This window comes from Sorangium sp. So ce1036, from assembly GCF_051369805.1.
GTDB lineage: Bacteria > Myxococcota_A > Polyangia > Polyangiales > Polyangiaceae > Sorangium > Sorangium cellulosum_F.
The window spans coordinates 8,082,607-8,109,019 of the sequence record NZ_JBBMOX010000001.1 but is presented as its reverse complement, the minus strand read 5'-3'; the positions used below and the strand labels follow the sequence as shown (position 1 = coordinate 8,109,019).

At 73.2% G+C, this 26,413-nt stretch carries 17 protein-coding genes; 8 read left to right on the top strand and 9 right to left on the bottom strand.

The features are described from left to right. Positions 1 to 31: 31 nt before the first annotated feature. Together WMF31_RS30465 and WMF31_RS30460 are read left to right on the top strand one after the other, a co-directional pair. Positions 32 to 2,107 (top strand): protein kinase domain-containing protein, encoded by a 2,076-nt coding sequence (locus WMF31_RS30465; protein ID WP_436605311.1) that lies wholly within the window; start codon positions 32 to 34, stop codon positions 2,105 to 2,107. Positions 2,108 to 2,182: 75 nt separating this feature from the next. Next, complete coding sequence (locus WMF31_RS30460; RefSeq protein WP_436605310.1) at positions 2,183 to 3,451, top strand: glycoside hydrolase family 113; 1,269 nt, start codon at positions 2,183 to 2,185, stop codon at positions 3,449 to 3,451. Here WMF31_RS30460 and WMF31_RS30455 read toward each other — a convergent pair. The 4 genes from WMF31_RS30455 to WMF31_RS30440 form a co-directional block, all read right to left on the bottom strand. Next, the gene (locus WMF31_RS30455; protein WP_436605309.1) at positions 3,448 to 4,905 is read right to left on the bottom strand and encodes an ATP-binding protein; all 1,458 of its coding nucleotides are present in this window, start codon (positions 4,903 to 4,905) and stop codon (positions 3,448 to 3,450) included. The two genes, WMF31_RS30460 and WMF31_RS30455, sit on opposite strands and share 4 nt — an antisense overlap. 94 nt (positions 4,906 to 4,999) lie before the next feature. Continuing rightward, positions 5,000 to 5,716, bottom strand: a complete 717-nt coding sequence (locus WMF31_RS30450) for a hypothetical protein (protein WP_436605308.1) — start codon at positions 5,714 to 5,716, stop codon at positions 5,000 to 5,002. Then, positions 5,716 to 6,795: a nucleotidyltransferase domain-containing protein gene (locus WMF31_RS30445; RefSeq protein ID WP_436605307.1), complete on the bottom strand. Its 1,080-nt coding sequence runs from the start codon at positions 6,793 to 6,795 to the stop codon at positions 5,716 to 5,718. The genes WMF31_RS30450 and WMF31_RS30445 overlap by 1 nt, the downstream gene beginning before the upstream one ends. A 28-nt stretch (positions 6,796 to 6,823) precedes the next feature. After that, entirely contained in the window at positions 6,824 to 7,720 is an 897-nt protein-coding gene (locus WMF31_RS30440; protein ID WP_436605306.1) for a hypothetical protein, read from the bottom strand. Positions 7,721 to 7,894: 174 nt separating this feature from the next. Between WMF31_RS30440 and WMF31_RS30435 the strand changes: the two genes are divergently transcribed. Continuing rightward, positions 7,895 to 8,995 carry a glycosyltransferase family 4 protein gene (locus tag WMF31_RS30435; RefSeq protein ID WP_436605305.1) on the top strand — a complete coding sequence of 367 codons (1,101 nt, stop codon included), beginning with the start codon at positions 7,895 to 7,897 and terminating at the stop codon, positions 8,993 to 8,995. A gap of 10 nt (positions 8,996 to 9,005) precedes the next feature. Then, positions 9,006 to 10,199, top strand: a complete 1,194-nt coding sequence (locus WMF31_RS30430; RefSeq protein WP_436605304.1) for a glycosyltransferase family 4 protein — start codon at positions 9,006 to 9,008, stop codon at positions 10,197 to 10,199. Positions 10,200 to 10,384: 185 nt separating this feature from the next. On the opposite strand, the gene WMF31_RS30425 is transcribed toward WMF31_RS30430, so the two are convergent. Then, complete coding sequence (locus tag WMF31_RS30425; protein WP_436605303.1) at positions 10,385 to 11,518, bottom strand: hypothetical protein; 1,134 nt, start codon at positions 11,516 to 11,518, stop codon at positions 10,385 to 10,387. A gap of 213 nt (positions 11,519 to 11,731) precedes the next feature. Between WMF31_RS30425 and WMF31_RS30420 the strand changes: the two genes are divergently transcribed. The 4 genes from WMF31_RS30420 (at position 11,732) to glgX (ending at position 18,724) form a co-directional block, all read left to right on the top strand. Then, complete coding sequence (locus WMF31_RS30420) at positions 11,732 to 13,708, top strand: AAA-like domain-containing protein (protein ID WP_436605302.1); 1,977 nt, start codon at positions 11,732 to 11,734, stop codon at positions 13,706 to 13,708. Then, a complete protein-coding gene (locus tag WMF31_RS30415; protein WP_436605301.1) occupies positions 13,699 to 15,960 on the top strand; it encodes an AAA-like domain-containing protein in 2,262 nt (753 codons plus the stop codon). The genes WMF31_RS30420 and WMF31_RS30415 overlap by 10 nt, the downstream gene beginning before the upstream one ends. A 309-nt stretch (positions 15,961 to 16,269) precedes the next feature. Next, positions 16,270 to 16,521, top strand: coding sequence for a hypothetical protein (locus tag WMF31_RS30410; RefSeq protein WP_129346151.1), 252 nt, complete (start codon positions 16,270 to 16,272; stop codon positions 16,519 to 16,521). 73 nt (positions 16,522 to 16,594) lie between these two features. After that, on the top strand, positions 16,595 to 18,724 hold the full coding sequence (gene glgX, locus WMF31_RS30405) for a glycogen debranching protein GlgX (RefSeq protein ID WP_436605300.1): 2,130 nt from the start codon (positions 16,595 to 16,597) through the stop codon (positions 18,722 to 18,724). Positions 18,725 to 18,753: 29 nt separating this feature from the next. On the opposite strand, the gene WMF31_RS30400 is transcribed toward glgX, so the two are convergent. From WMF31_RS30400 to WMF31_RS30385, 4 genes are all read right to left on the bottom strand, one after another. After that, positions 18,754 to 20,073, bottom strand: coding sequence for a GNAT family N-acetyltransferase (locus tag WMF31_RS30400; RefSeq protein WP_436605299.1), 1,320 nt, complete (start codon positions 20,071 to 20,073; stop codon positions 18,754 to 18,756). A 5-nt stretch (positions 20,074 to 20,078) separates the two neighbouring features. Then, complete coding sequence (locus WMF31_RS30395) at positions 20,079 to 20,978, bottom strand: serine/threonine-protein kinase (RefSeq protein ID WP_436605298.1); 900 nt, start codon at positions 20,976 to 20,978, stop codon at positions 20,079 to 20,081. Positions 20,979 to 21,143: 165 nt separating this feature from the next. Further along, positions 21,144 to 22,919 (bottom strand): Rieske 2Fe-2S domain-containing protein, encoded by a 1,776-nt coding sequence (locus WMF31_RS30390; protein WP_436605297.1) that lies wholly within the window; start codon positions 22,917 to 22,919, stop codon positions 21,144 to 21,146. A gap of 214 nt (positions 22,920 to 23,133) precedes the next feature. Then, complete coding sequence (locus WMF31_RS30385; RefSeq protein WP_436605296.1) at positions 23,134 to 26,310, bottom strand: beta-propeller domain-containing protein; 3,177 nt, start codon at positions 26,308 to 26,310, stop codon at positions 23,134 to 23,136. Positions 26,311 to 26,413 lie beyond the last annotated feature (103 nt).

Genomic DNA, 26,413 nt, shown 5'->3' with positions numbered 1-26,413 from the left:
GACGTCGCTGAAGCCCAGAGCAGAGGATCGCGTGGCCCCGGGGCAGCGGGCCGACGCCGAGCCCGCGCCGCGGGCGGCCGAGGGGAGCCCGGGGACGCAGGAGCTCGTCGCCGGCAGGTACGCGGTGGAGACCCGGATCGGCGCCGGCGGCCTGGGCGTCGTCCAGCTCGCGAGCGATCTCCGGTCGGGCCGGCGCGTCGCGCTGAAGCGGGTGGATCCGAGGATCGCCGAGAACAAGCTCGCCGTCGAGCGGCTGCTCCGGGGCGCTCGCGCCGCGCGCTCGCTCTCGGGCAGGTACGTCGCGCGCATCCTCGACGTGGGGAGCCACCGCGGCGCGCCGTTCGTCGCCAGCGAGTACGTCGAGGGGAGCGATCTCACGAGCTACCTGAGGCGCCGCGGGCCGCTCCGGATCCGGGAGGCGGTGAAGTACCTGCTGCAGATCTGCGAGGCCGTCGCCGAGGCGCACGCGATCGGGATCCTCCACCGCGACATCAAGCCCGAGAACCTGATCCTCGGCTTCGGCGCGGACGGCGCGCCCAGCGTGAAGGTGCTCGATTTCGGCGTCTCGGCCGTGGCCTGCGGCCTCGAGAGCGAGGGGCCGAACGCCGCCTCGGGCGCCATGCGGAGCTCGCTGCTCTACATGGCGCCGGAGCAGATGCGGTCGGCGGGCGGCATCGACGAGCGCGCCGACCTCTGGTCGATCGGCGCGGTCGGGTACGCGCTCGTGTGCGGCGCGAGCCCGTTCGACGCGGAGACCGAGATCGACGTCTGTTCCCGGGTCCTGAACGAGCCGCCCGCGCGCGTCCCCCCGCACATCCAGCTCGGCGAGCTCGAGGCGGTGCTGGTACGCTGCCTCGAGAAGGACCCGGACGGGCGCTTCCCGGACGTCGCGAAGCTCGCGTTCGCCCTCGCGCGCTTCGGCGGCGACGCCGCGGAGGCCGCGGCCGAGCGCGTCTGGGAGGTGCTCCGGGCCGACGAGACCGTGCGTATGGCGAAGCCGAACCCCGACCCTGCCGCCGATGAGTGGGCGCCCGATACGCTGGCCGACCTGCCGAGGATGTCGCCGGACGAGCTCCTCCCGGCCGACCTCGAGTCGACGGCCAAGTGGGACGCGTCCACGATCAGCGGTAGCCATTCCGAGATCACGCTGGTGTCGCACGCGGGCGCGTCATGGGACGGCGGCGAGACCCTCCGGACGAGCCGCCCGCCCCCCGAGGTCGTGACGGTGAGCCCGCCGGAGCTGCCCAGCGAGCGCGCCGCGATGCAGCCGGGGCCGCGGGCGACAGGGGAGGAGCCGGGATCGCCGGCGGCAGAGGACGACCCGGCCGCTCCGCGCGATCGCGCGTCCACGCATCGCGTCAGCGCGCCCGCGGCGCCGCGCGTCACGCCGCCGCCCGAGGCGCGGGGGCCGGCCAGGACGGAGCGGCTCACGCGGGTGCGCCGCGCGCCGTCGCTGTGGGCGCCGCGGCTCGCGGTCGGGCTCGCCGCCGCCGGGTTGCTCGCGGGGATCGGCGGCGTGTGGCTCGTTCAGGCGGGGAACCTCGACGCCGGGGAGCCTGCGCTCCCTGCAACCAAGGGCGTGGCGGATCGCGCGCTCCACGCGGCGCGCTCCCTGGCCGCGACGGTGCGGCCGAGCGAGCCCGCCCCGCCCCCGCCGGAGGAGCCTGTCCAGGCCCCGCCTGCCGCCGCCGCGGGCTCGGCCGGCGCGCTGCCGGACGCGATGGCGCCGGGCGGGTTCCCCCACGAGGTGCGGCCCCCTCCGGGGCTCGCCGAGGCCGAGCGCGAGCGGTTGCGACGCGAGATCATCGAGCGCGAGCGGCAGTGGCGCGAGCGCCTCGAGCACGCGCGGCGGCAGCGTGACGAGCTCGCGCGCGCGCTGAAGCAGCGCGAGGAGGCCGAGCGCGCACAGCAGCAGCCGGAGCAGGACGCGGGCGCGCAGGGCAAGCCCGACGAGAGCGCGGACGCGCAGGACCCGTACGAGGAGAGCGCGGGCACGCAGGGCAAGCCCGGGGCGAGCGGCGGCGCGCAGGGCAAGCCCGAGGCGAGCGGCGGCGCGCAAAGCAAGCCCCAGGCGAGCGGCGGCGCGCAGCGCCCAAAGGCCGAGTGACGCGGCGCCTGGGCGCTGCGTCACGTCTGCGATCCCGCGCGCGGCTCGCCTGTGTATAACGCGCCCGTGCCAGCGATGAGTCGAGAGGGACGTGCGCTCGCCCGCGCGGCCGCCGCGGCGCTCGCCGTGACCGCGGCGGGGGTCTGTGGACCCGCGCGCGCCGCGCTGCCGGGCGCCGCGCCGCCGGGCATCGCGCCGCCGGGCGCCGCGCCGTCGATCGCGCCGGAGCACCTGCCCTACGGGGCGGCAGGGTGGGCCAGGTCGGGCTGGGGCGCCGTGCGCGGCGTGACGATCGGGCCGATCGAGAACCAGCGGCACCCGGGCCGCGGCTACGGCACCGCGGCGAGCGCGCGGGCGATGGATGAGGCGGTGGCCATGGGCGCGACCTGGGTCAGCCTGACGCCGTTCGGGCGCGTGTGGGACGGCAAGGGCACCGGCGTCGACCTCGTCTTCGAGGCGCCGTTCGAGGAGAACCGGCGCAACGTGCTCTCGGCGATCGCGCAGGCGCACGCGCGCGGGCTCAAGGTGCTGATCGTCCCGCACCTCTGGGTCGAGAGCGGCGAGTGGCGGGCGCTGATCGACCCGGGGGACGACGCCGGCTGGGCGCGCTGGGCCGCGTCGTACCGGAGATTCCTGCTCGCGTGGGCCGAGGTCGCGCGCGAGGGCGGCGCCGAGATGCTCAGCGTGGGCGTCGAGCTGCGGAGCTGGGTGACGACGCCGCGGGCCGAGAGCTTCCTTCCGATCATCGAGGCGGTGCGCCGCGTGTACCCGGGGCTGCTCACCTACTCGGCGAACTGGGACGACGTCGAGCACACGATGATCCTCGACGCCCTGGACCTCATCGGCATCAACGCGTTCTACCCGCTCGCGGAGCGGGAGGGCGCGTCGTTCGAGGAGCTCCTGCGCGGCGGGCGCGAGGTGGCGGCCGAGGTGGACGCGGTGGCGCGCGCGTGGGGCAAGCCGGTCCTGCTCACCGAGATCGGCTACACCACGCGGCGGGATCCCGCGGTGCGGCCGTGGGAGTGGCCCGACGGGATGAAGGACGTCGTCGTCGATCAGCGCGCGCAGGCCGAGGCCTACGCGGCGGTGATGGCGCCGTTCCTCGACGCGCGCACCTGCGCCGGGCTCTTCGTCTGGCGGCTCTACGCCGATCCGGACGACGTCTCGCAGGAGGCCGAGTGGGGCTTCTCGCCGCGGGGCAAGCTGGCCGAGCTCGTGCTGCGCGACGCCTTCACCGCCCGCTGGGCCGCCGACGGCCCCCGGCTGCCCGGCGACACGCTCGGCAGGCACCGCGCGCGCACGCCCGGGCTCCTCGGCTGGGAGCTCGACCCGGACGAGCTCTAGGGCCGCGCTGCTCTGGTGCAATAGCCGGTCTCGGTGACGGGGAGGCGGAGGGTGAAGGTCGAGCCCTCGCCGGGCGCGCTCGTCACCTCGATGCGCCCGCCGTGCGCCTCCGCGATGCGCTGCGCCGCCCACAGGCCGAGGCCGACCCCCGCGGCCACCTGGCGCGACGACGGCGCGCGAAAGTAGCGATCGAACAGCCGCGCGTGGTCCTCGGGCGCGATGCCGACGCCGCGGTCCGAGACCGCGATCGCGATCTCGGCGCCCTCGCGCGCGACGGTGACCTGCACGGCGCCGCCGCTCGGCGAGTACTTGATGGCGTTCGCGACCAGGTTGTTGAGCACCTGCCCGATCCGCAGCGGATCGCAGCGGAGCGGCACGGGCTCGTGGGGGAGCGACAGCGTGAGCTCGTGCGAGTCCGCCGTGGGGCGGTAGAGCTCCACGACCTCGCGGGCGAGCTCGCGCGCGTCCCGCTCCTCGTAGCGCAGCTCGAGCTCGCCGCCCTCGATCCGCGCGATGTCGATGAGATCCGTGAGCATGCGGTCGCAGCGCGCGACCTCCTGCCCGATGCGGGCGAACATCGGCCTGAGCCGCTCCTCGGGCGGGAGGGGCCGGTCGGGCTTCAGGCGGTCGACGGTGAGCTTCAGCGCGGTGAGCGGGTTGCGCAGATCGTGCGCGACGCTCGCGAGGACCCCGAGCTGCTTGCGGCGCTGCTCGGCCAGGGCGGCCGCCATCTCGTTGAACGCGACCGCGATCGCGCGCAGCTCGTCGAGCCCGCCTTGCGGCACGCGCTCGTCGTGCGAGCCCGCCCCGTAGCGATCGATCGCCGTGCGGATCGTGAGGAGCGGGCGGTAGATCTGCTTGCTCGCCTGCCACAGCGCGAGCAGGAGCCCGAGGAGCAGCATCGACGCCGACCCGATGCTCACGGCCTCCGAGCGCCTCTTCACCTCGTCGACGCGGACGCGGGCGACCCGCGCCTCGGCGAGCTTGGTCGAGAGCACCTCCTCGAGCGCGGCGTAGGCGTGATCGGCCTCATCCGCGGTCACGGGCGACGACTCGACCGGCGAGAGCGCCTGCCCGTCGGTGTGCGCCTGGTCCGCGCGCACGGCGAGGTAGTGCTCCACCTCGAGCTCGGCCTCCTGGAGGAGGTCGGCGTCCTCTCCGGAGACGGGGGCCGCGCGGAGGTCCTCGAGCCACCGCTCGAGCTTGGCCCTCGCCGCGTCGCGCGCGCGGGCGTGCTCCGGGTGCTGGGTCAGCGCCGCGCGGACGCTCTCGCGCTCGTGGATGAGGAGGTGGACCTCCAGCTCCATGATGGATCGCACCTCGCGGACCATGTCGGAGAGGCGCGTGACCTCCCGGTCCATGGTCGACGTGCTGAGCGTGAGGCCGCTCGCCGTCAGCAGCGACAGGACGGCGAGCGCCGCGGTGCTCGCGGCCGCCAGCGTCTTCAGCTTCATCGTGGCTTCCTTCGGTTCCGGCCCTCAGCGCGACGAACGCGCGAGGAGCGTAGCGCCTCGACGCCCGGGCGCCGTCCTCGCGAGGCGGACCGGCTCAGGCAGGAGGCGCCTCCGCCACGATCGGCGGCGAGAGCGCCGCGCTCGCGATCGCCATCTGCCGCTCCAGCTCCTCCGGCGTGGCCGGCGCCTCCAGGATCAGCGCCGCGTCGCCCGGGACGTGGGCGGCGACCCGCTGGAACGCGTGCGCCGCGCACTGGCTCAGGGCGTCGTGGCGGCTGCCCGCGTTCACCTCGCTCACGTGGAGCTGCCTCAGCCTCGGCCCGTGCTGCTTCACGAGGAAATGGGCCTCCGTCATCGTGCGATCGACCTGGTGCGCGTGGCCGATATCGAAGCAGAACGACGCCTCCGGCAGCGCCTCGAAGAACGCCTTCAGCTCCTCGACCGTGCGGCCGGTCCGCTTGCGCTTGTCCATGTTCTCGATGGCGAGCAGGCCCCCGAGCTGCCGCCACGCCGCGAGATCATGGACGGTGTCGGGGTGCAGGACGACCCGGAACCCGAGCGCGGCCACCTCCGCCATCGCGTCGGCGACGGCGCGCTCCTCCGCCGCGTCGAAGCGGCTCGGCGCGTGGAACGACACGTAGCGGTACCGCGAGAGGTCCAGCGAGCCGAGCAGCCGGAGCAGCGGCCTGAGCTCCGAGATGCGCAGCGCGGAGAGCTCCACCGCGGTCGCGGAGCTGCCTTCCAGCATCGCGAGCGCCCGCTCCACGTCGCTCAGCGCGAGCGCCCCTGTCGAGTACCCTATCGGTCGCATCAGAACACCCCGTACCGCTGGATGAGCTCGCGGAGCTCGTCGTCCTCCTTGAAGAAGAGCCGGTTGAGCCCGTCCTGGAACGCGCGCCCGATGTCGCGCACCCGCTTGAAGGTCGGATCGTGGCCCAGGTGGTCGTCGAGCGGTAGCTGCTTCAGCCGGCCGCGCTCCTCCTCGTTCGACAGGAGCGCGAGGAACGCGTCGTAGCTGTCGAACAGCGCGCGCGCAGTCTCCGCCGAGATCGAGGGCCGGAGCAGCACCTCGGCCAGGCTCTCCAGCGGGGTCACCCGGATGCGATCCCTCAGGAAGCGGACGAGCGCTGGCGTCGAGATGACGCCGTCGCCGGCCCACGCCGCCCGGTCCTTGCCGAACAGCTCGAAGCCGAAGCAGGTGATGAGCCCGCTGACGAAGATGAGCTTCCGCGACATCCTGAGCTTCGCGTTGCGCAGCGCCCAGCCCGAGCTCCGCTCCCGCTGCTTGTAGACGAAATCGACGGCGACCGTGCGCCAGTACCGGACGATGTCGTTCAAGAGGAACATCGGGATGATCTCGCGCTTGCTGCCATAGTGCAGCCCGCGATCGTCCTCCACGTAGCGCGAGAGCACGAGCCGGAGCACCCGCTCGTGCGCGTCCGGCTTGCCGATCGCGAGCGACTCCAGGAGCAGCAGGATGCGCTGGGTCGTGTTCTTGTTCGTGTCCTCCTGCCCGCCGATCTGGTGCAGGATCGGGTGGCTGAACGCCACGTTGCCGAACACGCCCGTCGGCCCCGGCTCGTGGAACTTCGCCTCCCTCAGGATCCTCGTGATGGCCTGGACCTGGCTGAAGTGCCCCTCGTCCGCCTGGCCGTCGATGAGCAGCGTCCAGTCGAGATCGCTGCCGGTCGTGTACTCGCCCCGCGCGAGCGAGCCGAAGACCACGACGCTCGTGTCGCACGGGATCTCCTCGCGGAGCAGCGCCGCGAGCCGCGCCCGGGTCTCCGCGGAGAGCCGCGCGGCCGCCTCGATGCTCGGCCACGCCCGCCCGGCCTTGTCCCCGAGCCGCTCGATGACGCCCCGCGCCGCTCTGCCTTGCTCACCCGTCATCGATCGCCCCCGCCGCGCCCGGCGCGCATCACGCTCCGCCGTCGCCTGGGAGCGAGATCCCGAACCACTGACTCACGAGGTCATGGTGCTCGGCGAGGCGCTCTCGGTAGTGGGGGATGCCCTCGAGCGCGGCCCGCTCGAAATCGACCCAGTACAGGCCGCCCGTCTTCTGCCCGACGATCACGTTGCCGAGCTTGACGTCGAGCGGCGCGACGCCGCGCGCGCGCATCGCCCGGAGGATCTCCTCGACGCGGCCGCAATAGGCGTCGCCGCCGCCCCGCGCGAACGCCTCGATCTCTCGCCGGTCGCGGTCCGGGTCGAACAGCTGCCCGAGCGGCGCGAGGTCGATGTCGAGCACCTTCTGGCCGCCCTCGGCGACCTTGTGCTGCAGCGTCTGGCCGCGCACGAAATCCATGAACAGCGTGCGCGTGGCGAGGTGGAGATCCCGGATCCTCGGGACGCCGGGGAGGTCGCGCAGGCGGAAGAGCGCCGCGGCCTCGTTGTAGAAGAACAGGCCGGCCAGGCTGAACAGGTGCGCGCTCAGCGCGGCGTTCCTCGGCTGGCCGACGAAGCGCTTGCGGACGCAGACGTAGCCCTTGCGCAGCACGACGTGCAGCCGGTAGCGAAGGCGCGGCATCTTCTCGCTGCGGCGGTTGAAGAAGGGGACGTCGGCCGGGTGGATGGCGAAGGCAAAGCCATCTTGATCGATCTCGGCGAGCACCCGGTCCCCCGGGCCGAGCTCCGCGACGGACGGGATCTCGCCCGGGGTCACGGCGTCGGGCACCGGCAGCGGGTGCTCGTCGAGCCGCCGCGCGAGGAGCGCCCGGAGCGTCTCGAGCCGCACGGTGAGCAGCCACCTCGCGGCGTCCATGCCTGGCACGCGGCGCAAACCCTGGTCGAGGGCGCGCCGAAGTTCAGGGGTCATGCTCGTTTAGTACCCGCTTCCGCGCGCCAAATCAAAAAGCGAGGTGGCGGTGAGGCGAGGTGGTAACGTGATCTCCGACCCCCGCGCGGCGCCCGCCGCGCGGGGGACACGGCAGCGTGGTTGACGGTGCCGTTTGGGCTTCAACAAGAGACCCGACTCGGGTAGCAAGCTTCCATGGGGATTTCTACGCTCCGGATCGTCCATGCGGTGAGCAGCCTGAACGGCGGAGGCATGGAGCACTTCGTGCTGCGCCTGGCCGAGGCGCAGCGGCGCCACGGCCACGACGCTTCCGTCCTCGCGTTGAACGGCGGGCCCCTCGAGGACCTGGCCCGGCAGCGGGCGCTGCCGGTCACGGTGCTGCGCGGGCGCGTGCTCGCGCGGGTCGCCCGGGCGTCGCTCGCCTTCGCGCGCCGGCGGCCGCACGTCATCCACGCGCACAACCCCACGTCGCTCCACTACGCCACGGTCGGCAAGCTGCTCACGCGGGCGCGGCTCGTCTTCACGGATCACGCCCAGACGCGCGGCATCATCCGTGTCCCTTCGCGCTTCGAGTGGCGCGAGGCGGACGCCGTCGTCGGCTGCTCGCAGGACACCGCGAACAAGAGCGGCGCCGTGGGCGTGGCCAGGAACATCTCTGTCATCCACAACGGGATCGACATCGCGCCGCCGCGGCGGACGCGCGACGAGGTGCGCGCCGAGCTCGGCCTCGGCGCGGGCGCGGAGCAGGGGGCGGCGGCCCCGTCCGTGGGGATCATGCCGGCGGCGTTCCATCCGGTGAAGGGGCACGACGTGCTGCTCCGGGCGCTCGCGCGGCTCAAGGAGCGCGGCGTCCCGGTCACGGTGCTCATCGTGGGCGACGGGGCCGAGCGCGACCGCATCCACGAGCTCGCGAGGGCGCTCGGGATCGACGGCGGGGAGGCGCGCTTCCTCGGGTTCCGCAAGGACGTGCCCGACCTGCTCCTCGCCGCCGACTTCTTCGTGTTGCCCTCGCGCGACGAGGGGCTGCCGCTCGCGGTGCTCGAGGCCATGGCGCGCGGCCTGCCGGTCGTGGTGACGCCGGTCGGCGGCGTGCCGGAGGTGGTGCGGAGCGAGGAGCACGGCCTGCTCGTCCCGGTGGACGATCCCGAGTCGCTCGCGGGCGCGATCGAGCGGCTCGCGCGCGATCCGGCGCTCGGGCGGCGGTTCGGCGAGGCGGGGCACGCGCGGGTCCGCGATGACTTCTCGTTCGAGGAGATGACGCGCAAGTACGAGCAGCTCTACTTCAGCCTCCTGTGACCGGCGCGCGATGAGAGTCCTCGTCTTCACGCATCATTATCCCTCTCAGCGGCGGCCGACGATGGCGCCGTACAGCTACCAGACGTACCGGGCGCTCGCGCGCCGCTGCGATCTCAGGCTGGTGGCCCCGACGCCGTGGTGGACGCGGGCGCGCGGGGCGCGCCACGAGATCCTCCGCGGCACGCGCGAGACGCACACGGGCATCGACGCGCTCTTCCCGACCTACTGGTCGATCCCGGGGCTGCCGGCCCTGCACGCGCGGGGGGTCCACGCGTCGCTCCGGGGCACGATGGCCGAGCTGCGCCGCGAGTTCCCCTACGACGTGATCCTGGCCGCGTGGGCCTACCCCGACACGGTCGCGGCGGAGCTGTTCGCGCGCGAGGCGGGGGTGCCGATCGTCACGACGGTGCTCGGCAGCGACATCAACGAGCAGCCGAGGAGCGCCGTGCTGCGGGCGCAGATCGCGCCGGCGCTCCGGCGCTGCGCCCGGGTCGTGGCGGTGAGCGGCGCGCTCGGCGACCGCCTCGTGGAGCTCGGGGTGCCGCGGGGGCGCGTCGTCGTGCAGCACAACGCGGTCGACGGCGAGCGGTTCGTGATCCGGGAGCGGGCCGCGCCGCGGCAGCGGTTCGGCGTCCCGGCGGACGCCAAGGTGGTGCTCTACGCCGGCTACCACGTGCCGGAGAAGGGGGTGGACGTCCTCGTGGAGGCGATGGCGCACCTCGACCGGACGGGCCGCCGCGATGTGCACCTCATGATGGTGGGCGGCGGCGAGCTGCTCGAGCCGCTGCGCGCGCGGGTGAGCGAGCTCGGCCTGTCGGGCCGCGTGCAGCTCTTCGGCTGGGTGTTGCCGGCGGAGATCCCGGACTACATGGCGGCGTGCGACGTGTTCTGTCTGCCGAGCCGCCGGGAGGGCTGTCCGAACGTGGTCCTGGAGGCGCTCGCCTCGGGCCGGCCCGTGGTGGCGAGCCGGGTGGGCGGCGTGCCGGAGCTCCTGCGGGAGGGGCAGGGGGGCAATGGCCTGCTGGTCCCGGCCGGCGATCCGGAGGCGCTCGCGGCCGCGCTGGTGCGCGCGCTGGAGACCGCGTGGGAGCCGGAGGCGCTGCGGGGCACGGTGGGGGCGCTCTCGTGGGATGTCGTTGGCAGGCGTTATCGGGCGCTCCTGGAGGAGGTGGTCGGCGCCTCGAACAGCTTGGGAAGCGCGTAGTTGCCCGGCCCGGAGCGGTTGCCCGGCCCGGGGAGGGGTGTTCGTGGAGAGCTTTCGAGGAGGAGAGGTGTCGTGCGCGGGCGCGTGGGGACGGGCCGTGTCTGAGCATACTCAGCCGAAGACTCGCCCGTTCAAGGGCGAGTCTTCGGCCATGCGAGTCCGGCGGGGCCCCGCGCGCGCCCGCGTCAGCTCGCGCAAGGCGGCGGCTTCAGCCGGTGATCCCGGTAATCCCCAGGGTCCCCCGTCTTCCCCTCCAGCGCCGCGAGCGCGATGTTGTACATCTCCCGCGCCGTCACGTAGTGGAGCACCCACTCCTTGCCATCGTTGTACCGGGTGGTGAGCTCCCGGTGCAACGCATGGCCCCCCGCGCCGAGCAAAGACTCCGCCTGGTCCTCCGGCGCCCCGTGCGCATAAACCTTCACGAACACCCACTCAGGCCGCCCCTCGATGTGAATGTTCTGATCCACCCACGTCTTCACCCGCTCCGGCGTCGGCGGATCGATCGCCTGGAGCGCCCCGTACTCCATCCGCACCCGCAGCCGGCTCCCGCGCCGCCTCAGCGCCAGCGCCAGCGGCCCCTCGATCATCAGGATCCTGTCCTCCAGCACCTCGCCAACCCTGGCCCGCTCTCCCACCGTATGGGCCCCCCGGCGCGCCAGGTTGCCCGTCGGCCAGTAAATCTGGTTCACGATGCCGTGCTGCGATTCGTCCGGAGCCGACGGGAACGTGTAGTCGGCGTAACAGCCCGTCTCGAAGAGGAGCGGCAGCTCCGCATCCACCCCGCAGTTGCTCGAGTCCCTCCCCGAGTTCGCCAGACACCAGTTGCCATGAATGAACCCGTAACGCATGCGTCCGTCCGCGCCGCGCGAGAAGTGCCCGTGCTTCCCCAGGATGTCGAGGTATCTGAGGATGTCCGCGCGCAGGTTCTCCAGCGTGTCGTTGTGATGATGCAGGTGCAGCTCCACCTCGCCGAAGCCGCGCCGCGTGAGGTCCGCCAGCGCGTCGAGCCAGCCCGGCGTGTACTGCTCCCCCGGAAAGAAGAAGCTGTGACGCGGAGGCCGGCCGTCCGCGTCGCGATACGCCCCGGCCATCTCCGGATACCGCTCTGACCACGCCCTCACGCGCGCGTCGCCGACCTCGGGTGTGGCGTTCTCCCACCCAGGCTCCCAGTGATCGCAGACCGCGAACAGGAGGTGCCGCGGGCCGCTCGGGCGTGGAGCGCGGGCGTTCTCGAGCCTCTGCCGGGCATAACCGCCAAGCCATTTGTGGATGTTCTTGCTCCTGAGATACTCGAGCTTCGCCTGGAGTGTTCCGATCATGGGCTCTCTCGACCGCAGCGCGCTCGACCGGCGGCTGTCACGGTGAGGCCGATACTAACCTGACCCCAGGGGCGCTGCTACCGCCCCTTGTGACCACGGGAAAAACACCGCTCGGCTCGCATCCCGGAAGCCGAGTCCCGTCTGACATGGGTGGTACGATCCCGAGCGGGCGAGGGGGGCGCTCCGGGCGCCTCTCTCCTCGAGAGAGGTTTCATGGACGGCTGGCTCATGGACGACCCAGGCAACCGGAGAGCGCTCGACGAGCTCGTCGAGGCGCTCCGGCCCGGCGCCGCGCTCGCGCTCGTCGGGGCGGGCAGCAGCGCGCGCGTGGGCTATCCCCTCTGGACCGGGCTCCTCGATCGCATGGCCGCGCGCATCGTCGAGGACGATCCGCTGGCGCAGCCCAAGATCGACGCGCTCGCCGCCGAGGCGGATCTGCTCTGGAAGGCGGAAGAGTACCGGCGATTGCTCGGGGCCGACAGGTACGCCGAGCTCCTGCGGGCGCTGTTCGGCCCGGAGGAGGCCGCCTTCGACGAGCTCCACCGCGATCTCGTGGCGCTGCCGTTCCGGCACGTGCTGACCACCAACTACGACGCCGTCCTCGAGCAGGCCCACGCCGCCGTCTTCCATCGATCCAGGGCGCTCGCGGTGTGCTGGAGCGAGGCCGCGAACCTGCGCGATCTCATCCAGCGCATCGGCGACGCGCAGTTCGGCCGGCGCTACGTCTACCTCCACGGCCGCTTCGACAACCCGGACAGCATCGTCCTCACCGAGCGCGACTACACCGAGCGCTACGTCCGGGCGAGCGACACCTGGCCCAGGCTCTTCGCGCTGCTCGCCGCCCAGCGGGTGGTGTCCATCGGCTTCTCGCTCTCCGATCTCGACCTCATGGGGATGTTCCGGGCCGTCAAGGCGCACATGGGGCCCGGCGAGCCGCGGCACTTCGCGATCCTGCCGCACGACGCCGAGAAGGAGACCGGGACGACGCGCCAGCGGCTGCAGGGCAAGTACGGCGTCCAGCCCGTCTTCTACCGGTGGTCCGAGCGCCACGAGGGGCTGCACGCGGTCGTCCGCGCGCTCAGGGCCGCGCTCGGGCCGGAGCGGCCGGCCGCCCCCGGGTCGTCGGCCCCGCCGCCCGGGCGCGCCTCCGCCCCCCCGCCGGCCGCGCTGGCGCCGACCGCGGGCTACGATCCCGACTGCTACGTCAAGCACGGCGACCTCGAGCGGCGCACGCTCGCCGGCCTCTCCGACGCCGGCAGCCCCGTGGTGCTGCTCGGCCCGGCGCGCTCCGGCAAGACCGCGGTGCTCCGCCACGTGCTCGACGCCGCCCTGCGCGACGACGCCGCCGCCGGCAAGCAGAGCCGCGCCGTCCTCGTCGAGCTCGCGGCGTTCGGGCCCGAGGCCCAGGACTCGTACGAGGACTTCCTCCACGAGCTCGCCTCGCGCGTCGTCGAGGGCGTCGAGGGCGACGACGCCTGGACCGCCGAGGCGTGGGCGCGCCCGCTCACGCCCGCGCGCCGGCTGTCGTGGCTGCTCAAGCACCACGTGCTGCACAGGGTCACCGGGCGGCTCATCCTCGCCATCGAGTCGGCCGACCAGCTCCCGCGCTTCAACTTCTGGGAGAACGTGCTCGGGCTGCTCCGCTCCTGGGCGCAGGAGAGCAACACCCCGCCCTGGGACCGGCTGCGCATCGCGATCGCGGTGTCGACCGAGCCGACGCTGCTCAAGGAGGAGATCCACCGCTCGCCGTTCTTCAACGCGGCGCTCCTCGTGCGGCTCGACGACCTCGGGGAAGCGCAGGTCCGCGAGCTCCAGGCGCTCTACCGGCTGCCGTGGACCGACGAGGAGCGGGCGCTGCTCACCGGCCTCGTCGGCGGCCACCCGTACCTGCTCCGCGTCGCGATGTACGAGGCGGCGCTGCACGGCGCCTCCGTCCGCGCGCTCGTCGAGGGCGCCGCGAGCGGCGGCGGCGTCTACGCGGACTTCCTCGGCCAGCTCCGCCGCAAGCTCAGCCCCGAGCTGCTCGAGGCGCTCTGCGGCCTGCTCGCGGACGGCGGCGCCGAGCTCCACCCGGACGTCGAGGACCGCCTGCGCGGCGCCGGCCTCCTGCGCGGCGGCCCCGGGGCGCACCAGATCCGGTATCCGCTCTACGAGGGCTACTTCCGCGGGGTGTGCGATCGATGCCTGTAGCCCCCGCGAGCGGCGCGCGCGCTCCCCGGCCGGACGGCGGCGCGCCTTCACGACCCGCGCCCGCGGGCAGCTTCCAGCCCGAGGGGCGCGGGATCGTCGACGCGTCGGGCGCGGGGCTCTACGTCGTGCGCGGCGCCGACGACGAGCTCTTCGAGCGGCTCTCCCGCGGCGAGCCGTGCCACGTGCTCGCCCCGCGGCAGATCGGCAAGTCGAGCCTGCGCGTGCGGACCCAGGAGCGGCTGCGCGCGGACGGCGTCCGCTGCGCCTCGATCGATCTCACCAGCATCGGCAGCGGCGCCAGCGCGGACGCGTGGTACTTCAGCGTCGCGTCCGCCGTCGCCGAGGAGCTCGCGATCGGGGACGACCTCGACGCCTTCTGGCGCCGGCACCGCCGCATGTCCGCGGTGCGCCGCTTCCGGCAGTTCCTTCACGATCTCGTCCTCGGCGAGGAGGGCCCCCCGGCGGTCCTCTTCCTCGACGAGATCGACGTCACCCTCTCGCTGCCCTTCTCGCGCGACGACCTCTTCGGCCTGATCCGCGCGACGCACCAGGCGCGGAGCGAGGGCCCGCGCTGGTCCCGGCTCACGTTCTGCCTCATCGGCGTGGCGGCGCCGCTCGATCTCGTGGCCGATCCGGAGCGCACGCCGTTCAACACCTCGCTCGCGGTGCGCCTCGACGACTTCACCCGCGACGAGGCGCACACGTTCCTCCCAGGCCTCGCGCGCGCCGGCGGCGATCCCGCGCCGCTGCTCGACGCGGTGCTCGACTGGACCGACGGCCACCCGGCGCTCACGCAGCGGCTCTGCTACTGGCTCACGCGCGAGGGCCCGGACGAGCGCGGCCTCCCGGCCGGCGAGCGCGTCGCGGCGCTCGTGCGGCGGCTGTTCCTGTCGAGCGGCCGCGTCGACGATCCCATCCTGCTCGACGCCGAGCGGCGCTTCGCGGGCGACCGGCCGGACGCCCGCATCCCGGTGATGCTCCACCTCTACCAGCGCCTGCTCGACGGCGAGCCCGTGCCCGTGGACGGCAACAACCCGCGCCAGCTCGGGCTGCGCATCGCGGGGCTCGCGGCCGAGCGGCGCGCGGGCGACGCCGCCGTGCTCCGCGTCCGGTGCCGCATCTTCGCCGAGGTGTTCAACCGCGCCTGGGTCGAGGAGAAGCTCGCCCGGCGCTTCCTCACGGAGCCGCTCCAGATCTGGAAGGACTCGGGCAAGAAGGACGACCACGTGCTCCGCGGCGGCACCCTGGAGATCGCGCTCGCCTGGGCGACCGGGCGCGACGACGTGACCCCGGACGAGCGCGACTTCCTGCAGGCGTCGCAGGCGGTGTGGAGCCGCGAGCAGCAGGGGAGGCAGCAGGCCGAGCTCGATCGGACCCAGCGCGAGCGCGCCGAGCAGCAGGTGCGCGCGCAGCGCCGCATGGTCTCGGTCCTCGCCGCGAGCGTGGCCCTCATGGCCGGGTCGCTCATCGTGGCGCTCGTCCTCTACCAGCGGCTGCAGCTCGCGCTGGAGGAGGAGAGCGCGCGGCGGGATCGGGACCAGCAGGTGATCGAGCGGCTGGAGCAGGGCAACGAGGCGCGCCTCGCGGCGCTGGAAGAGGCGCGGCGGCGGGCGGAGCAGGAGCTCGCCGAGGCGATCCGGGGCCGCGACGCGGCCGCGGCGCTCGCGCGGGAGCGGCGCTCCCAGGCGGACGCGGCGCAGCGCGCGGCGGAGGACGCGCGCAGGCGGGCGGGCCGGTCGGCCGGGCGCGCGCGGCGGGCGCAGCAGCTCGAGAGGGCCGCGACGAGGATGGCCGACGAGGCGGCGGCGCTCGAGGTCAAGGCGCACCACGCCGCGGCGGCGGCCGAGCTCGCCGCCCGGAAGCTGGAGGGCGCGCGCGCGGCGGCACACCAGGTGTCGATCCCGACCCAGCGCCCAGCGCAATCGGTGCTCGGCTCCGTGGAAGATGCGCTCAGGGCGGAACGCGCCGCCACGGCGCGGTTGCAGGACGAGCTGCGCCGGACGAGCGCCGAGGTCGACAGGCAACGAGCCGAGGTGGAGCGCCTCACGGGAATCACGGCGCAGCTCCAGGAGAAAACGGACCAGCTCACCCCAATGCGGAACGCGGCGCCGGAGCAGGCCGCGAGCGCTCGTGCGCCCGTCCGCTTGCCCCAAGGCGGAACATCGGCCACGGCCGATGGAGGCGAGCTCCTCCCCGACAGACCGCTTGATTCGCACAAGGACGGAATTACGCCTGACCAGGACCGGCGATGAGCCGCCCTGGACTGGAAATGGGCCCGCCCTGGACTGGAAATGGGCCCGCCCGGGACTGGAAATGAGGGCCACTGGCCGTCCGGCGTGTGCCGTGGGCCCGGGCGGATGCTGGCCCTCCGGACGGACCTGCGGACTGGTCCTGTGGGGGGACAGATCGCCCCACCTGTGGCGGCTTTGCGACGGCGCCTTTCCGGAGCCGTGGCGCCCTGTTGCGTCCGCGATGGGTGGTCGCGCTGGAGCTACTCTGGCATGATGCCTGCTCGTCGCGGTAGCGGACTGTAGGCATCACTGATATCGAAGGAGCCAGACATGATTTCAACCACGATGACGCCGACCGACGATCTGGTCTCCCACGCCTCGCGTAGGACCCCCCTCGATGCATCACCCTCCATGGCGGAGGCGTGCGAGCTAGCCCGGCGGCTTGCGGACACGATCGAACGCCTGCGGGTGTGCTCCCCCGATGGCGACCAGGCGGATACGCTCCGGGTCGCGGAGGGCATGGCGCGCAGCGTGGCGGACGCGGTGACCGACGTCATGCACAGCCGGCGCGCTCGCGCCTAGCGAGCGCAGCATCCCACATCGCTCACCTCTGGGGGCCGACGAGGGGGGGACCGCAGTCGGCCTGGAGTCCACCATGATCTACAAGCGCAAGGGGTTGCGACCGGGGGACCCGTACCCGCTCGGCGCGACGTGGGACGGCGTCGGGACGCAGTTCGCGCTCTACTCGGAGAACGCGGAGGCCGTCGAGCTGTGCCTCGTCGACGACGAGGGGAACGAGCAGCGCCTCCCGGTGCGACACCGCACCTCCTTCGTCTGGCACGTGTACGTGCCGGAGATCGGACCAGGCCAGAAGTACGCCTACCGCGTCCACGGGCCGTGGGCCCCGGAGCGGGGGCTGCGCTTCAACCCGCGGGTGCGCCTCCTCGACCCGTACGCGAAGGCGCTCGCCTCGCGAGTGCAGTGGGACGCCGACGCCTTCGCCCATCGCATCGACGAGCCGGACGGCGATCTCCTCGCGTCGGAGGGCGAGGCGCTCGGCGCTCCCCTCGGCGTCGTGGTCGATCCCTCCTTCGACTGGGGCAACGACCGGCGCCCGTGCATCCCGTTTCACCGCAGCGTCCTCTACGAGGCGCACGTCCGCGGCCTGACGATGCTGCACCCGGAGGTGCCGGAGGAGCTGCGCGGCACCTACCTGGGCGTCGCGCACCCGGCCATCCTCGGGTACCTGCGGTACCTGGGCATCACGGCCATCGAGCTCCTGCCCGTGCACGCGTTCGTGCACGAGAAGCTCCTGCTCGACAAGGGGCTCCGCAACTACTGGGGCTACCACACGATCGGCTTCTTCGCGCCGGAGGTCGGCTACCGGGCGGGCGCCGAGGTGGCCTCGGAGGTGCGGCAGTTCAAGGAGATGGTGAAGGCGCTCCACGCCGCCGGCATCGAGGTCATCCTCGACGTCGTCTACAACCACACGGCGGAGGGCAACCACCTGGGCCCGACGCTCAGCCTGCGCGGCATCGACAACCCGACGTACTACCGGCTCGTGCCCGGCAACGAGCGCTACTACTTCGATTACACCGGCACGGGGAACACCCTCAACGTGCGCCACCCGCAGGCGCTCCAGCTCATCATGGACTCGCTGCGGTACTGGGTCCTCGACATGCACGTCGACGGGTTCCGGTTCGACCTGGCGGCGGCGCTGGCGCGCGGCCTCCACGACGTCGACCAGCTCTCGAGCTTCTTCACCATCGTCCATCAGGACCCGGTGCTCAGCCAGGTGAAGCTCATCGCCGAGCCGTGGGACGTCGGCCCCGGCGGCTACCAGGTGGGCAACTTCCCGGTGCGCTGGGCGGAGTGGAACGGCCGCTACCGGGACACGCTGCGCGACTTCTGGCGCGGCTCCGGCGGCATCGCCTCGGACCTCGGGTTCCGGCTCACCGGGAGCAGCGACCTCTACGAGAACAGCGGGCGCAAGCCGTACACGAGCGTCAACTTCGTCACGTGCCACGACGGCTTCACCCTGGCCGACCTGGTCTCGTACAACCACAAGCACAACGAGGCCAACGGGGAGGGCGGCTGCGACGGCGCGGACGACAACCGATCCTGGAACTGCGGCGTCGAGGGCCCCACCGACGACCCCGAGATCCTCGCGCTGCGCGCCCGGCAGATGCGGAACATCATGGCGTCGCTCCTCTTCTCGCAGGGCACGCCCATGATCCTCCACGGCGACGAGCGGGGGCGCACGCAGCACGGAAACAACAACGGATACTGCCAGGACAGCCCGCTCACGTGGCAGCCGTGGGCCTGGGACGAGCCGGCGCGGGCGCTCCTCGAGTTCACGCGCAAGTGCATTCGCGTCCGGCACGAGCACCCCGCGCTCAGGCGCTCGACCTTCTTCAAGGGGCGGCCGATCCGCGGCGGCAAGACCTACGATATCCAGTGGTACCGCCTCGACGGCGAGCTGATGACCGACGAGGACTGGGCGAACCCGTGCACGCAGAGCCTGGGCGTGTTCCTGTCGGGAGAGGGGCTGGACGACGTGGACGAGGCCGGCGATCGCCTGGTCGACGACGATTTCATGCTGATGCTGAACGCGTCCCCGGAGGACCTCCCCTTCTGCCTGCCCTTCGGCGAAGATCCCAGGCCGTGGCAGCTCCTCGTCGACACGTCCGACGACCTCGCCACCGAGGCGCGGCGCGGCGGGGAGGCGACGCGGCTGAGCTCGCGCTCGCTCAAGCTCTTCCTCCGGAGCCGCCGCGTCGGCTGAGCGCCGCGCCCCGTCGCGCCTCGGCGCGCTCAGAACCCGTTGAAGGCGCCGAGGAACAGGGGAGGCCCGGAGAACGCGGCGTCGAGGAGCGCGGCCGCCTTGGCGCTGCCCACCACGAAGCCCTGGCTCAGGAGATCGCGCGCCGAGGCGGCCCCGAAATAGATCTGCGTGAGCCGCTCGATCGACAGCGAGAGCCGGTCTCCCGCCGCGCTGCCGGGCGTCGTCTGGACGCCGCGCGCGGCGAAGGTGACGTCGAAGGCGCGCGGCGCGTCGGTGAACACGGGATCCTCGACGTCGAGGCCGATGGTGCCCCGGACGCCGTGCCGCCTCGGCGAGGGGTGCAGCGCGAGCGCGGCGGCGACGTCGACGATGCGCCCCATCGCGCCGGCCGCCGTCAGGCCGAGGACGTTGCGGCGGCGCGTCACGGGCGCGGGCGGGCACAGGCCGGGGTGCCGCGACGCGCCGTCGACGAGGAGCGGCTCGTCGCGGACGCCCGGCTCGTCGAGCAGGGGCGCGCCCTGGCCGCGCGGGAGCATGAGCTCCACGACCTCGTACTGGTCGCCGAGCGCGCCGAGGAAGCCGATGAGCCCCCGGTACGCGCCGGGCGTCGGCGCGCGCAGCTCGCGGACGAGCAGGTGCTGGACGCCGTAGGCGTCGCCCTCCGGCACGTCGAAGAGCAGGTAGCCGGCGATCGCCTTGGAGCCGGGGTCGACGTAGACCGCGCCGCTGGAGGAGCGCTTGAACACGCGCACGTCCCACCAGTAGTCGCTCCTCTTGAGCTGCCCCGTCGTGTCGGCGCGCGCGAGATCGTAGGCCTGCTTGACGAGCGCCTCGTCCCGCGGGCGGGAGAAGGCGCGCACGTGGCGGCGCAGCACCGAGTCCGGGAGCCGATCGGGCGAGGTGCGCACGACGTCCCTGAGCTCGCAGACGCCGTAGCCGAACCTGCGGTAGAACGAGAGCCGGAAGGGGTGGAGCAGCGTGAGCGCCTCGCCGCGGCGGCGCATGCGGCGGAGGCTCTCGCGCACGAGCCGATCCGCGATGCCGCGGCGGCGGAACTCCGGCAGCACCGCGACCGAGGCGAGGCCCTGGAAGGGCACGTCCGCGCCCGCGAAGCTCATCGTCAGGTCGAGCGAGGTGGCGTGCCCGACGAGCTGACCGTCGGTCTCGGCGACGATCACGTTCTCGATGGCGAGGTGCGCGTGCTCGGTGAAATGACGCAGCCAGGCCTCCGGGTCGCCCGCCTGGAACGCGCGGTAGGCGACCGTGGCGAGCGTCCCCTCCTCGCCCTTGCGGGCGCTGCGGAACACGAGCTCGTGGTTCGACCGCCTCGGGATGCGGGCGCGCGCCATGAGGACTAGCCCGCCTCGCCGGGCGCGCGCGCCGGGACCGGCGCGCCGGCCGGCTGCCCGGAGGCCGCCCGGCGCAGCGCGTCCGCCATCTGCTCGGCCGTGTCGAAGCGGTCGGACGGCTTGCGGGACAGGGCCTTGATGAACCACGCGTCCACCGCAGGCGTGACGTCGGCGCGGCGCTGGCTCGGCAGCGGGAAGGTGCCGACCCGGATGGCCTCCAGCAAGGCCTCGAGCCCCCTCTGCTCGAACGGCGGAGCGCCGGTGAGCGCCTCGTACGCCATGACGGCCACGGACCAGAGATCCGAGCGGCCGTCGACCTCCTTCGGGTTGAAGAACTGCTCGGGGCTCATGTAAACGATGCTGCCGACGACCGCGCCCGTGGCCGTCAGCGTGGTCCCGTCCGGGTCGACCTCGCCCCTGGCCACGCCGAAATCGAGCAGCTTGACGCAGGGGCCCCCGCCGGCGTCGGCGAGGAAGACGTGCTCGGGCGTGATGTCCCGATGGATGATCCCGAGTCGGTGCGCCTCGGCGAGCCCCTTGCAGAGGCCCTCGACGAGGGCGGCCGTCTCCTCGAGCGAGAGGCGCCCGGCGCGCGCGAGCCGGTCGGACAGCCCCTCCCCGCGGAGCAGCTCCATCACGATGTACGGGAGGCCGTCGTCGGTGACGCCGTGCTCGTGGACCTCGGCGACGTGAGGGCTCTTGATCCTCGCCATGAGCGCGCCCTCGCGGTGAAACCGCGCGACCGCGGTCCGGTCGGTCGCGAGCCACGCCGAGATGAACTTGACGGCGACCTCCCTGTCGAGCCCGAGGTGGTGTGCCGTCCAGATGCTCCCGTCCCCCCCCATCCTGAGGAGGCTGACGAGCGTGAGGTGCGGCGCTACGTGGGATCCAGGCTCAAGCCGCATCGGTTGTCCGTAGCATGAAGGATCCTCTCCTGGCCACAAGGCGAGGCGCCGGGCGGCGCCTCGCGGCGAGCGTCGATGACGTCGTGGCATCGCCATCGCGCGCCTCGCGCGTGGCGCGCCTGTCACGCCGGCGCGCCGGCCCCACCTCGCGTGTCGTCGCGCGGCTCAATACAGCCCCTCGGGCGGCCGCCCATCGCACATGAACTTCCTCGCCACGGCCGCCATCCGGCGCACGCGGAGCTCCTGCCGGGCCGGCACGATCGTGGTGAGCAGCGCCTCCAGGTACGCGCCGTCGGGCGCGGGATCGGCCGCCTCCAGCCGGTGCAGCGCCTCGAGCGTCTTCACCGCGTGCGCCGTGGAGATCGGCCGGACCGCGGCGTCGAACGCGGCGAAGGGGGCGAGCTCGGCGTAGGCGCGGCGGCGGCCCTCGGGGTCGAGCTCCCGCGCGACGGCGATCGCCGCCCCGACGTCGCGCGCCGCGGCCGCCTGGAGCAGCGCGCCGCCCCCCGGCCGGGCGGGCGGCGCGGGCGGCACGGCGGCGTCCGCCTTGCGGAGCTTGCCCACGAAGGCGGCCGCGAGCACGGCGAGCTGCGCCGCCTCCCGCGGGAGCGCCTCGCGGCCGAGCGCGATGGCCGCCTCCGCGAACGTGACCGCGTGGGTGACGTCGAGCACCCCGACCTCCGCGTCGAGGCGCTGCTCCCAGGCCGCGTCGAAGCGCGCGAGGCGCACGGCCGCGGCGTGCCCGATCGCGCCGAGCAGCGCGAGCGGGGCCGCGCCGCGCGCGAGCCGGTCGACGGTCGCCTCGGCGGCCGAGCGCTCCCCGGCGAGCACCTCCGCCTCGAAGGCGGCGCGCTCCGCCGCGTCGAGCGGCGCCGCGCCAGCGCCCTCCGCCGCGGGGCGCTCCCCGGCGCGCGCGGGCAGCGAGAGCCCGGCGAGGCGCGCGAGCGCGGCGCGCGTGGCGGCGAAGGGGGGGAGGCTCGTGTCGACGGTGGCCCAGGCGAGGTGCACCGTGGAGGCGGCGAGGACCTCGTCGGCGGCGGCGGAGAACCGCCCGGCCAGCTCGAGCGCCTTCGCGAGGAAGATCGCGCCGTGCCCGTAGTCGTAGAGGTGCCGCGCGACGAACGGCATGAGCGCCCGGCGCGCGCCGGCGGCGCCGCGGACCTCGACGAGCTCGCGCATCCGCGCCTCGGCCTCGTCGCGCCGCTCGGCCGCGAGCGCCTCGCTCACCTTCGCGGGCTCGTCGTGCTCGAAGTCGGCGATGCGCGCGAGCGGCGAGCCGCCCCCGGCCCTGCCGGCGCCCTTGCCGCGCGGGCCGAGCCGCGCGGACGCCTGGCCGACCGCGTGGGCGGCGACCACGAACGCCTCCTCGGGGGGGACCCAGCCGCGCTCGATCCAGGCGCAGAGGTCCGCGAGCAGCGCGAGGCCGTGGTCGAAGCCGTGCTCGGCGCGCTCCGCCCCGTCCTTGGCGAGCACCTCGAAGGCGAGGTGGAGGGCGCCGAGCCCGCCCTCCGCGTGGTGGAGCGGGAGCGCGCCGAGCCGGAGGCCCTCGCGCAGGGCGCGCTCCGGCTCGTCGCGCAGGATCGCCTCGCGGAGGCCGGCGACGAGGCGCCGCACCTCGGCCGCGGTGTCGACGGCCCGGTTGAGCAGCACGCGCCCGCCGTCGACGCGGGTGGCGTAGCGCCGCACCGGCTCGCCGCCGAACGTGCACGCGCCCGAGGCGACGTCGAACTTCCAGTTGTGCCACGGGCAGGTCAGCACGCCGCCGCGCAGCGCCCCCTCCGAGAGCGGGTACCCCTGGTGGGGGCACCGATCGTCGAGCGCGTGCACCTCGCCGCCCCGGCGGACGCAGGCGAAGCGCCGCCCCTCGCCGTCCTTGCGCAGCACCGGCTGCTCCTCCGCAAATCCGGAGAGGGGCCCGAGATCGATCCAGTCCGATTTCATCGCTGCTCCGCGCGGCGGCGCACCCCGCTGCCTGGCGTGCGTCGCGCCCGCGCCGCGTAGGGTAGCCGAGAGCGGCGAGGGAAGCCTCCTCCGGGCGGGTCCACGGCTCGATATCGACGTTCCTGCCCTGGATCGGCGCGGGGGCCAAGGCGGCAGGACAGCGCGGCGCCGGGCGCCCGCGGCGCCCGGCGCGCATCAGCCCGCTGGGCGGCGCCTACTCGGCCGGGCCGAGGAGGTTCGACGCGTCGAGGTCGAGCTGGAAGAGGCCGAAGCGCCGCGCGGGCATGAGGACCTCGCCCCGGTCGATCAGGAAGTCGCCGTCCCACGACCAGAAGAAGGCCTGCGACGCGGGCCGCCGCGGGTCCTCGATGTCGACCATCAGCGTGCCGGCCTGCGACTTGAAGAACGCCCGCCGCGCGGCGGTGATGGGCCGCAGCGACATCACGTGGTCGATGGGCGTCTCCGAGAGCACGTCGAACCCGTTCGGGGTGCGCACGTACTCCGGCTGGAGGATCGCGAGCTTCCGGCCGGAGCCCAGGCTGCCGGGCCATCCGGCGTACGCCCAGACGGGGCCGTGCGTGAGGAGCGTCCTCCGGTGCTCGTCGACGGCGATGTTGCCGACGCTCTTGTCCGGGAACCGGTGGACGTTGTTCAGGTGCGCGGCCCCGTTGTGGAGCGTGATCCTCGCGAGCGCGGTCTCCATGAACTGGCTCCCCCACACCCGGTCGCGCGTGATGAGCTTCGCGCCCTTCACGTCGAGGACCTCGCCGGGCACGTTGATCGCGGGGCCGACGGCGGGCGCCGCCGGACGGGAGAGGTCGATGCGCCGGAAGAAATAGCGCGCATGGGGGCGCGGGTCGTCCGGCACCGTCGTCGGCTGCTTGACCGTGACGTACAGGTCGCCGTGCTGCGCCAGCGCGCTCACGCCCTCCTCGCCCGCCGGGAGCGTGATCGCGGGCGAGAGGCGGGGGTGATCGGGGTCCGAGAGATCGATGACGTGGATCGCCAGCTCCTCCGTCGCGCGGCTGCCCTGCTGATCACGACAGAACGTGGAGAGCTGGCCCTCGATCGCGGCCTCGTCGACGACGGGCGTGCAGACCACCTCGGCGCCGGGGCGCTTCACGCACTCGGCGAAGCCGCCGACGCAGTACTCCGGTCCGCCGTCGAGGGTCCTGCAGGAGCGACGCCCGACGATCTGCGTGCAATCGCCCGAGCTGGGGCAGGCGGGATGACGCGGGACGTACGTTTCGCACTGGGTCATCGGGCCGTGGTTGTCCCATGTCTCGCGGCGCCGCACGGCGGCGAGCGACCGGTTCGTGACATGGTACGACGGCATCTCGTAGCCGTCGCCCTGGGAGGCGAGCTCCGTCGTGACGAGCTGCCCCGCCGGCCGCGGGCGCGTCGGATCGGAGAGATCGAACACGCGGACCGTGGTCTCGAACACGGGCCAGCCCACGGCCCGTGTGGCCACGACGGCGAGCAGGTCGCCCACCTGGAAGTAGGACGCGTCCGGCGCCACCTCGAAGCTCGCCACCGGCGTCGCGATATCGGCGATGTCGGTCGCGGCGATCACCTCCGCCATGGCCGTCCTGTCCTGCTTCGGCACCCAGGCGTCCTCCTCGGGGCCCCGGATGCGCACGCGGTGATCGCCGTACGCGAAGACCTTGACGTAATCCGGCGCGAGGTAGAGCCGGCCGAGCCGCGCCGGGCTGTCGAGATCGGTCCGATCGTAGAGGCTCAGCTCCATGTCGGACAGGTTCGCGGCGACGGTCGGGCCGGCGGGGAACGCGCGGCGCACGGGCGACCCGTGGGGCATCACGCCGCGGCGGGTCACGGTCGTGCTCGAGAAGGTGAAGATCTGCACGGCCGACACCCAGGCCCGCCGTCCATTCTGCTGGCTCCATCCGGAGAACGGCAGCAGCACGAGCCCCGTCTCGGTCTCACCGCCCGGCGCCGTCACGCTCACCGCGTCGTCGAGCACGGTGAACGCCCGGTGATCCCAGCTGGCCTCCGACCAGTTCCAGTCGCCGTCGGCCCCGGCCACCTCGCGGCGCGTGATCAGCGGGCTCGGGTTGGTCAGGTCGGTGATGTCGTACAGGCTGACCGCGAGCTTGCGCCCGTTCTCGTCGTTCATGCCGATCCCGATCAGGCGGGTCGCACCCAGCACCGGCCGGAAGAAGTCGTTCCAGCCGGAGACGATGAACTCGCTCTTCTCCTCGACGTGCCCGTCCGGATCGATCGAGAACGCGTGGAACGGATCGGTGCGCTCGTAGGTGACCGCGAACGCCCGGTCGTCGAGGAAGACGGCGCCGAAGAGCGACTGGCCGGCGCCGAAGTCGTCCTGGTCGATGGGCGTGAGGCGGTGGCGATCGGAGGCGTCCCACGTCTGCAGGTAGCTCGATGACCCGTCGTTCCACTCCGGGCCCGAGAAGACGCGCAGCTGGTCATTGCGGAAGTCCATGTGGAATTGCGAGCGCACGTGCCGGGCCACGGAGACGGTATCACCCAGCGTCATGCTGCCGTCGAGCTCGGCGATATCCACGATGGATACCTTGCTGTTCTGCTCGTTCCACTCCATGGGGGCCTGCGCCACGAGCAGGACGTCCTGCTCCGCGTGGATCGCCGTGACGTAGCCGCCGAGGTCGAGCTGGCTGCGCTCGAGCAGCGCGCCCGTGGTCACGTCGAAGCTCGTGACGAAGGCCCGGTTGATCCAGCGGTGTTCGCCGTCCGTGTCCTCGCCCCAGCCGTTGTAGGACGCGGCCACGTAGAGGGCGTCCCGGTCCGCGCCGTTCGCGTACCGGCTGGTCGTGATCCGCCCGGGCACCTCGACCCGTGAAAGGAGCGTGGGCGCATGCCGGTTCGAGACGTCGAAGACGAGGACCGACCCCCCCTCGTCGCGCGACACGGCGAGGCTGCCGGGGGTGGCGCGCATACCGCCCCACCCGTTCATCAGCACGATCGCGCGGTCACCATCCACGTACATCTCGACCGGCGTCCCGGCGATGGGCGCCCGCGCGACCAGCGTCGGGGCTTCCAGGTCATGGATATCGATGACCTGCAGGCCGCGGTACGCGTTGAGGTTCAGGAGATGCCCGTCGCCGAGGACCCGGTAGATGTCGCCTTCCTCGAGCTCGCGCTCCTCCTCCTCTTCTTCTTCTTCTTCTTCCTCCTCCTCGCCATGGTAGTACGACGGATACCAGTCGTCCGCCGATACGAAGGACGTGCCGGAGAGGGCCTCGCCGCTCTCCGCCGTGTCCTCGAGCGTGTCTCCCTGGGCGCTGTCGCTCTCCGGGCCACTCGCGCCGGGCGCGCATCCTGGGGCGAGCACGAGGAGCGCCGCTCCGAGCCAGCATGGGAACGCCACGCCGCGTTCGAAGAATAAGAATCTCATACCACCTCCGTGTGTTGCATCGACTCCAGCCAAGTGGTGGAGCCTACATTCTATGGGGTACAGGCTACCCCTGGAACAAGGTGAAAGCGCCGTGAACGGCGAG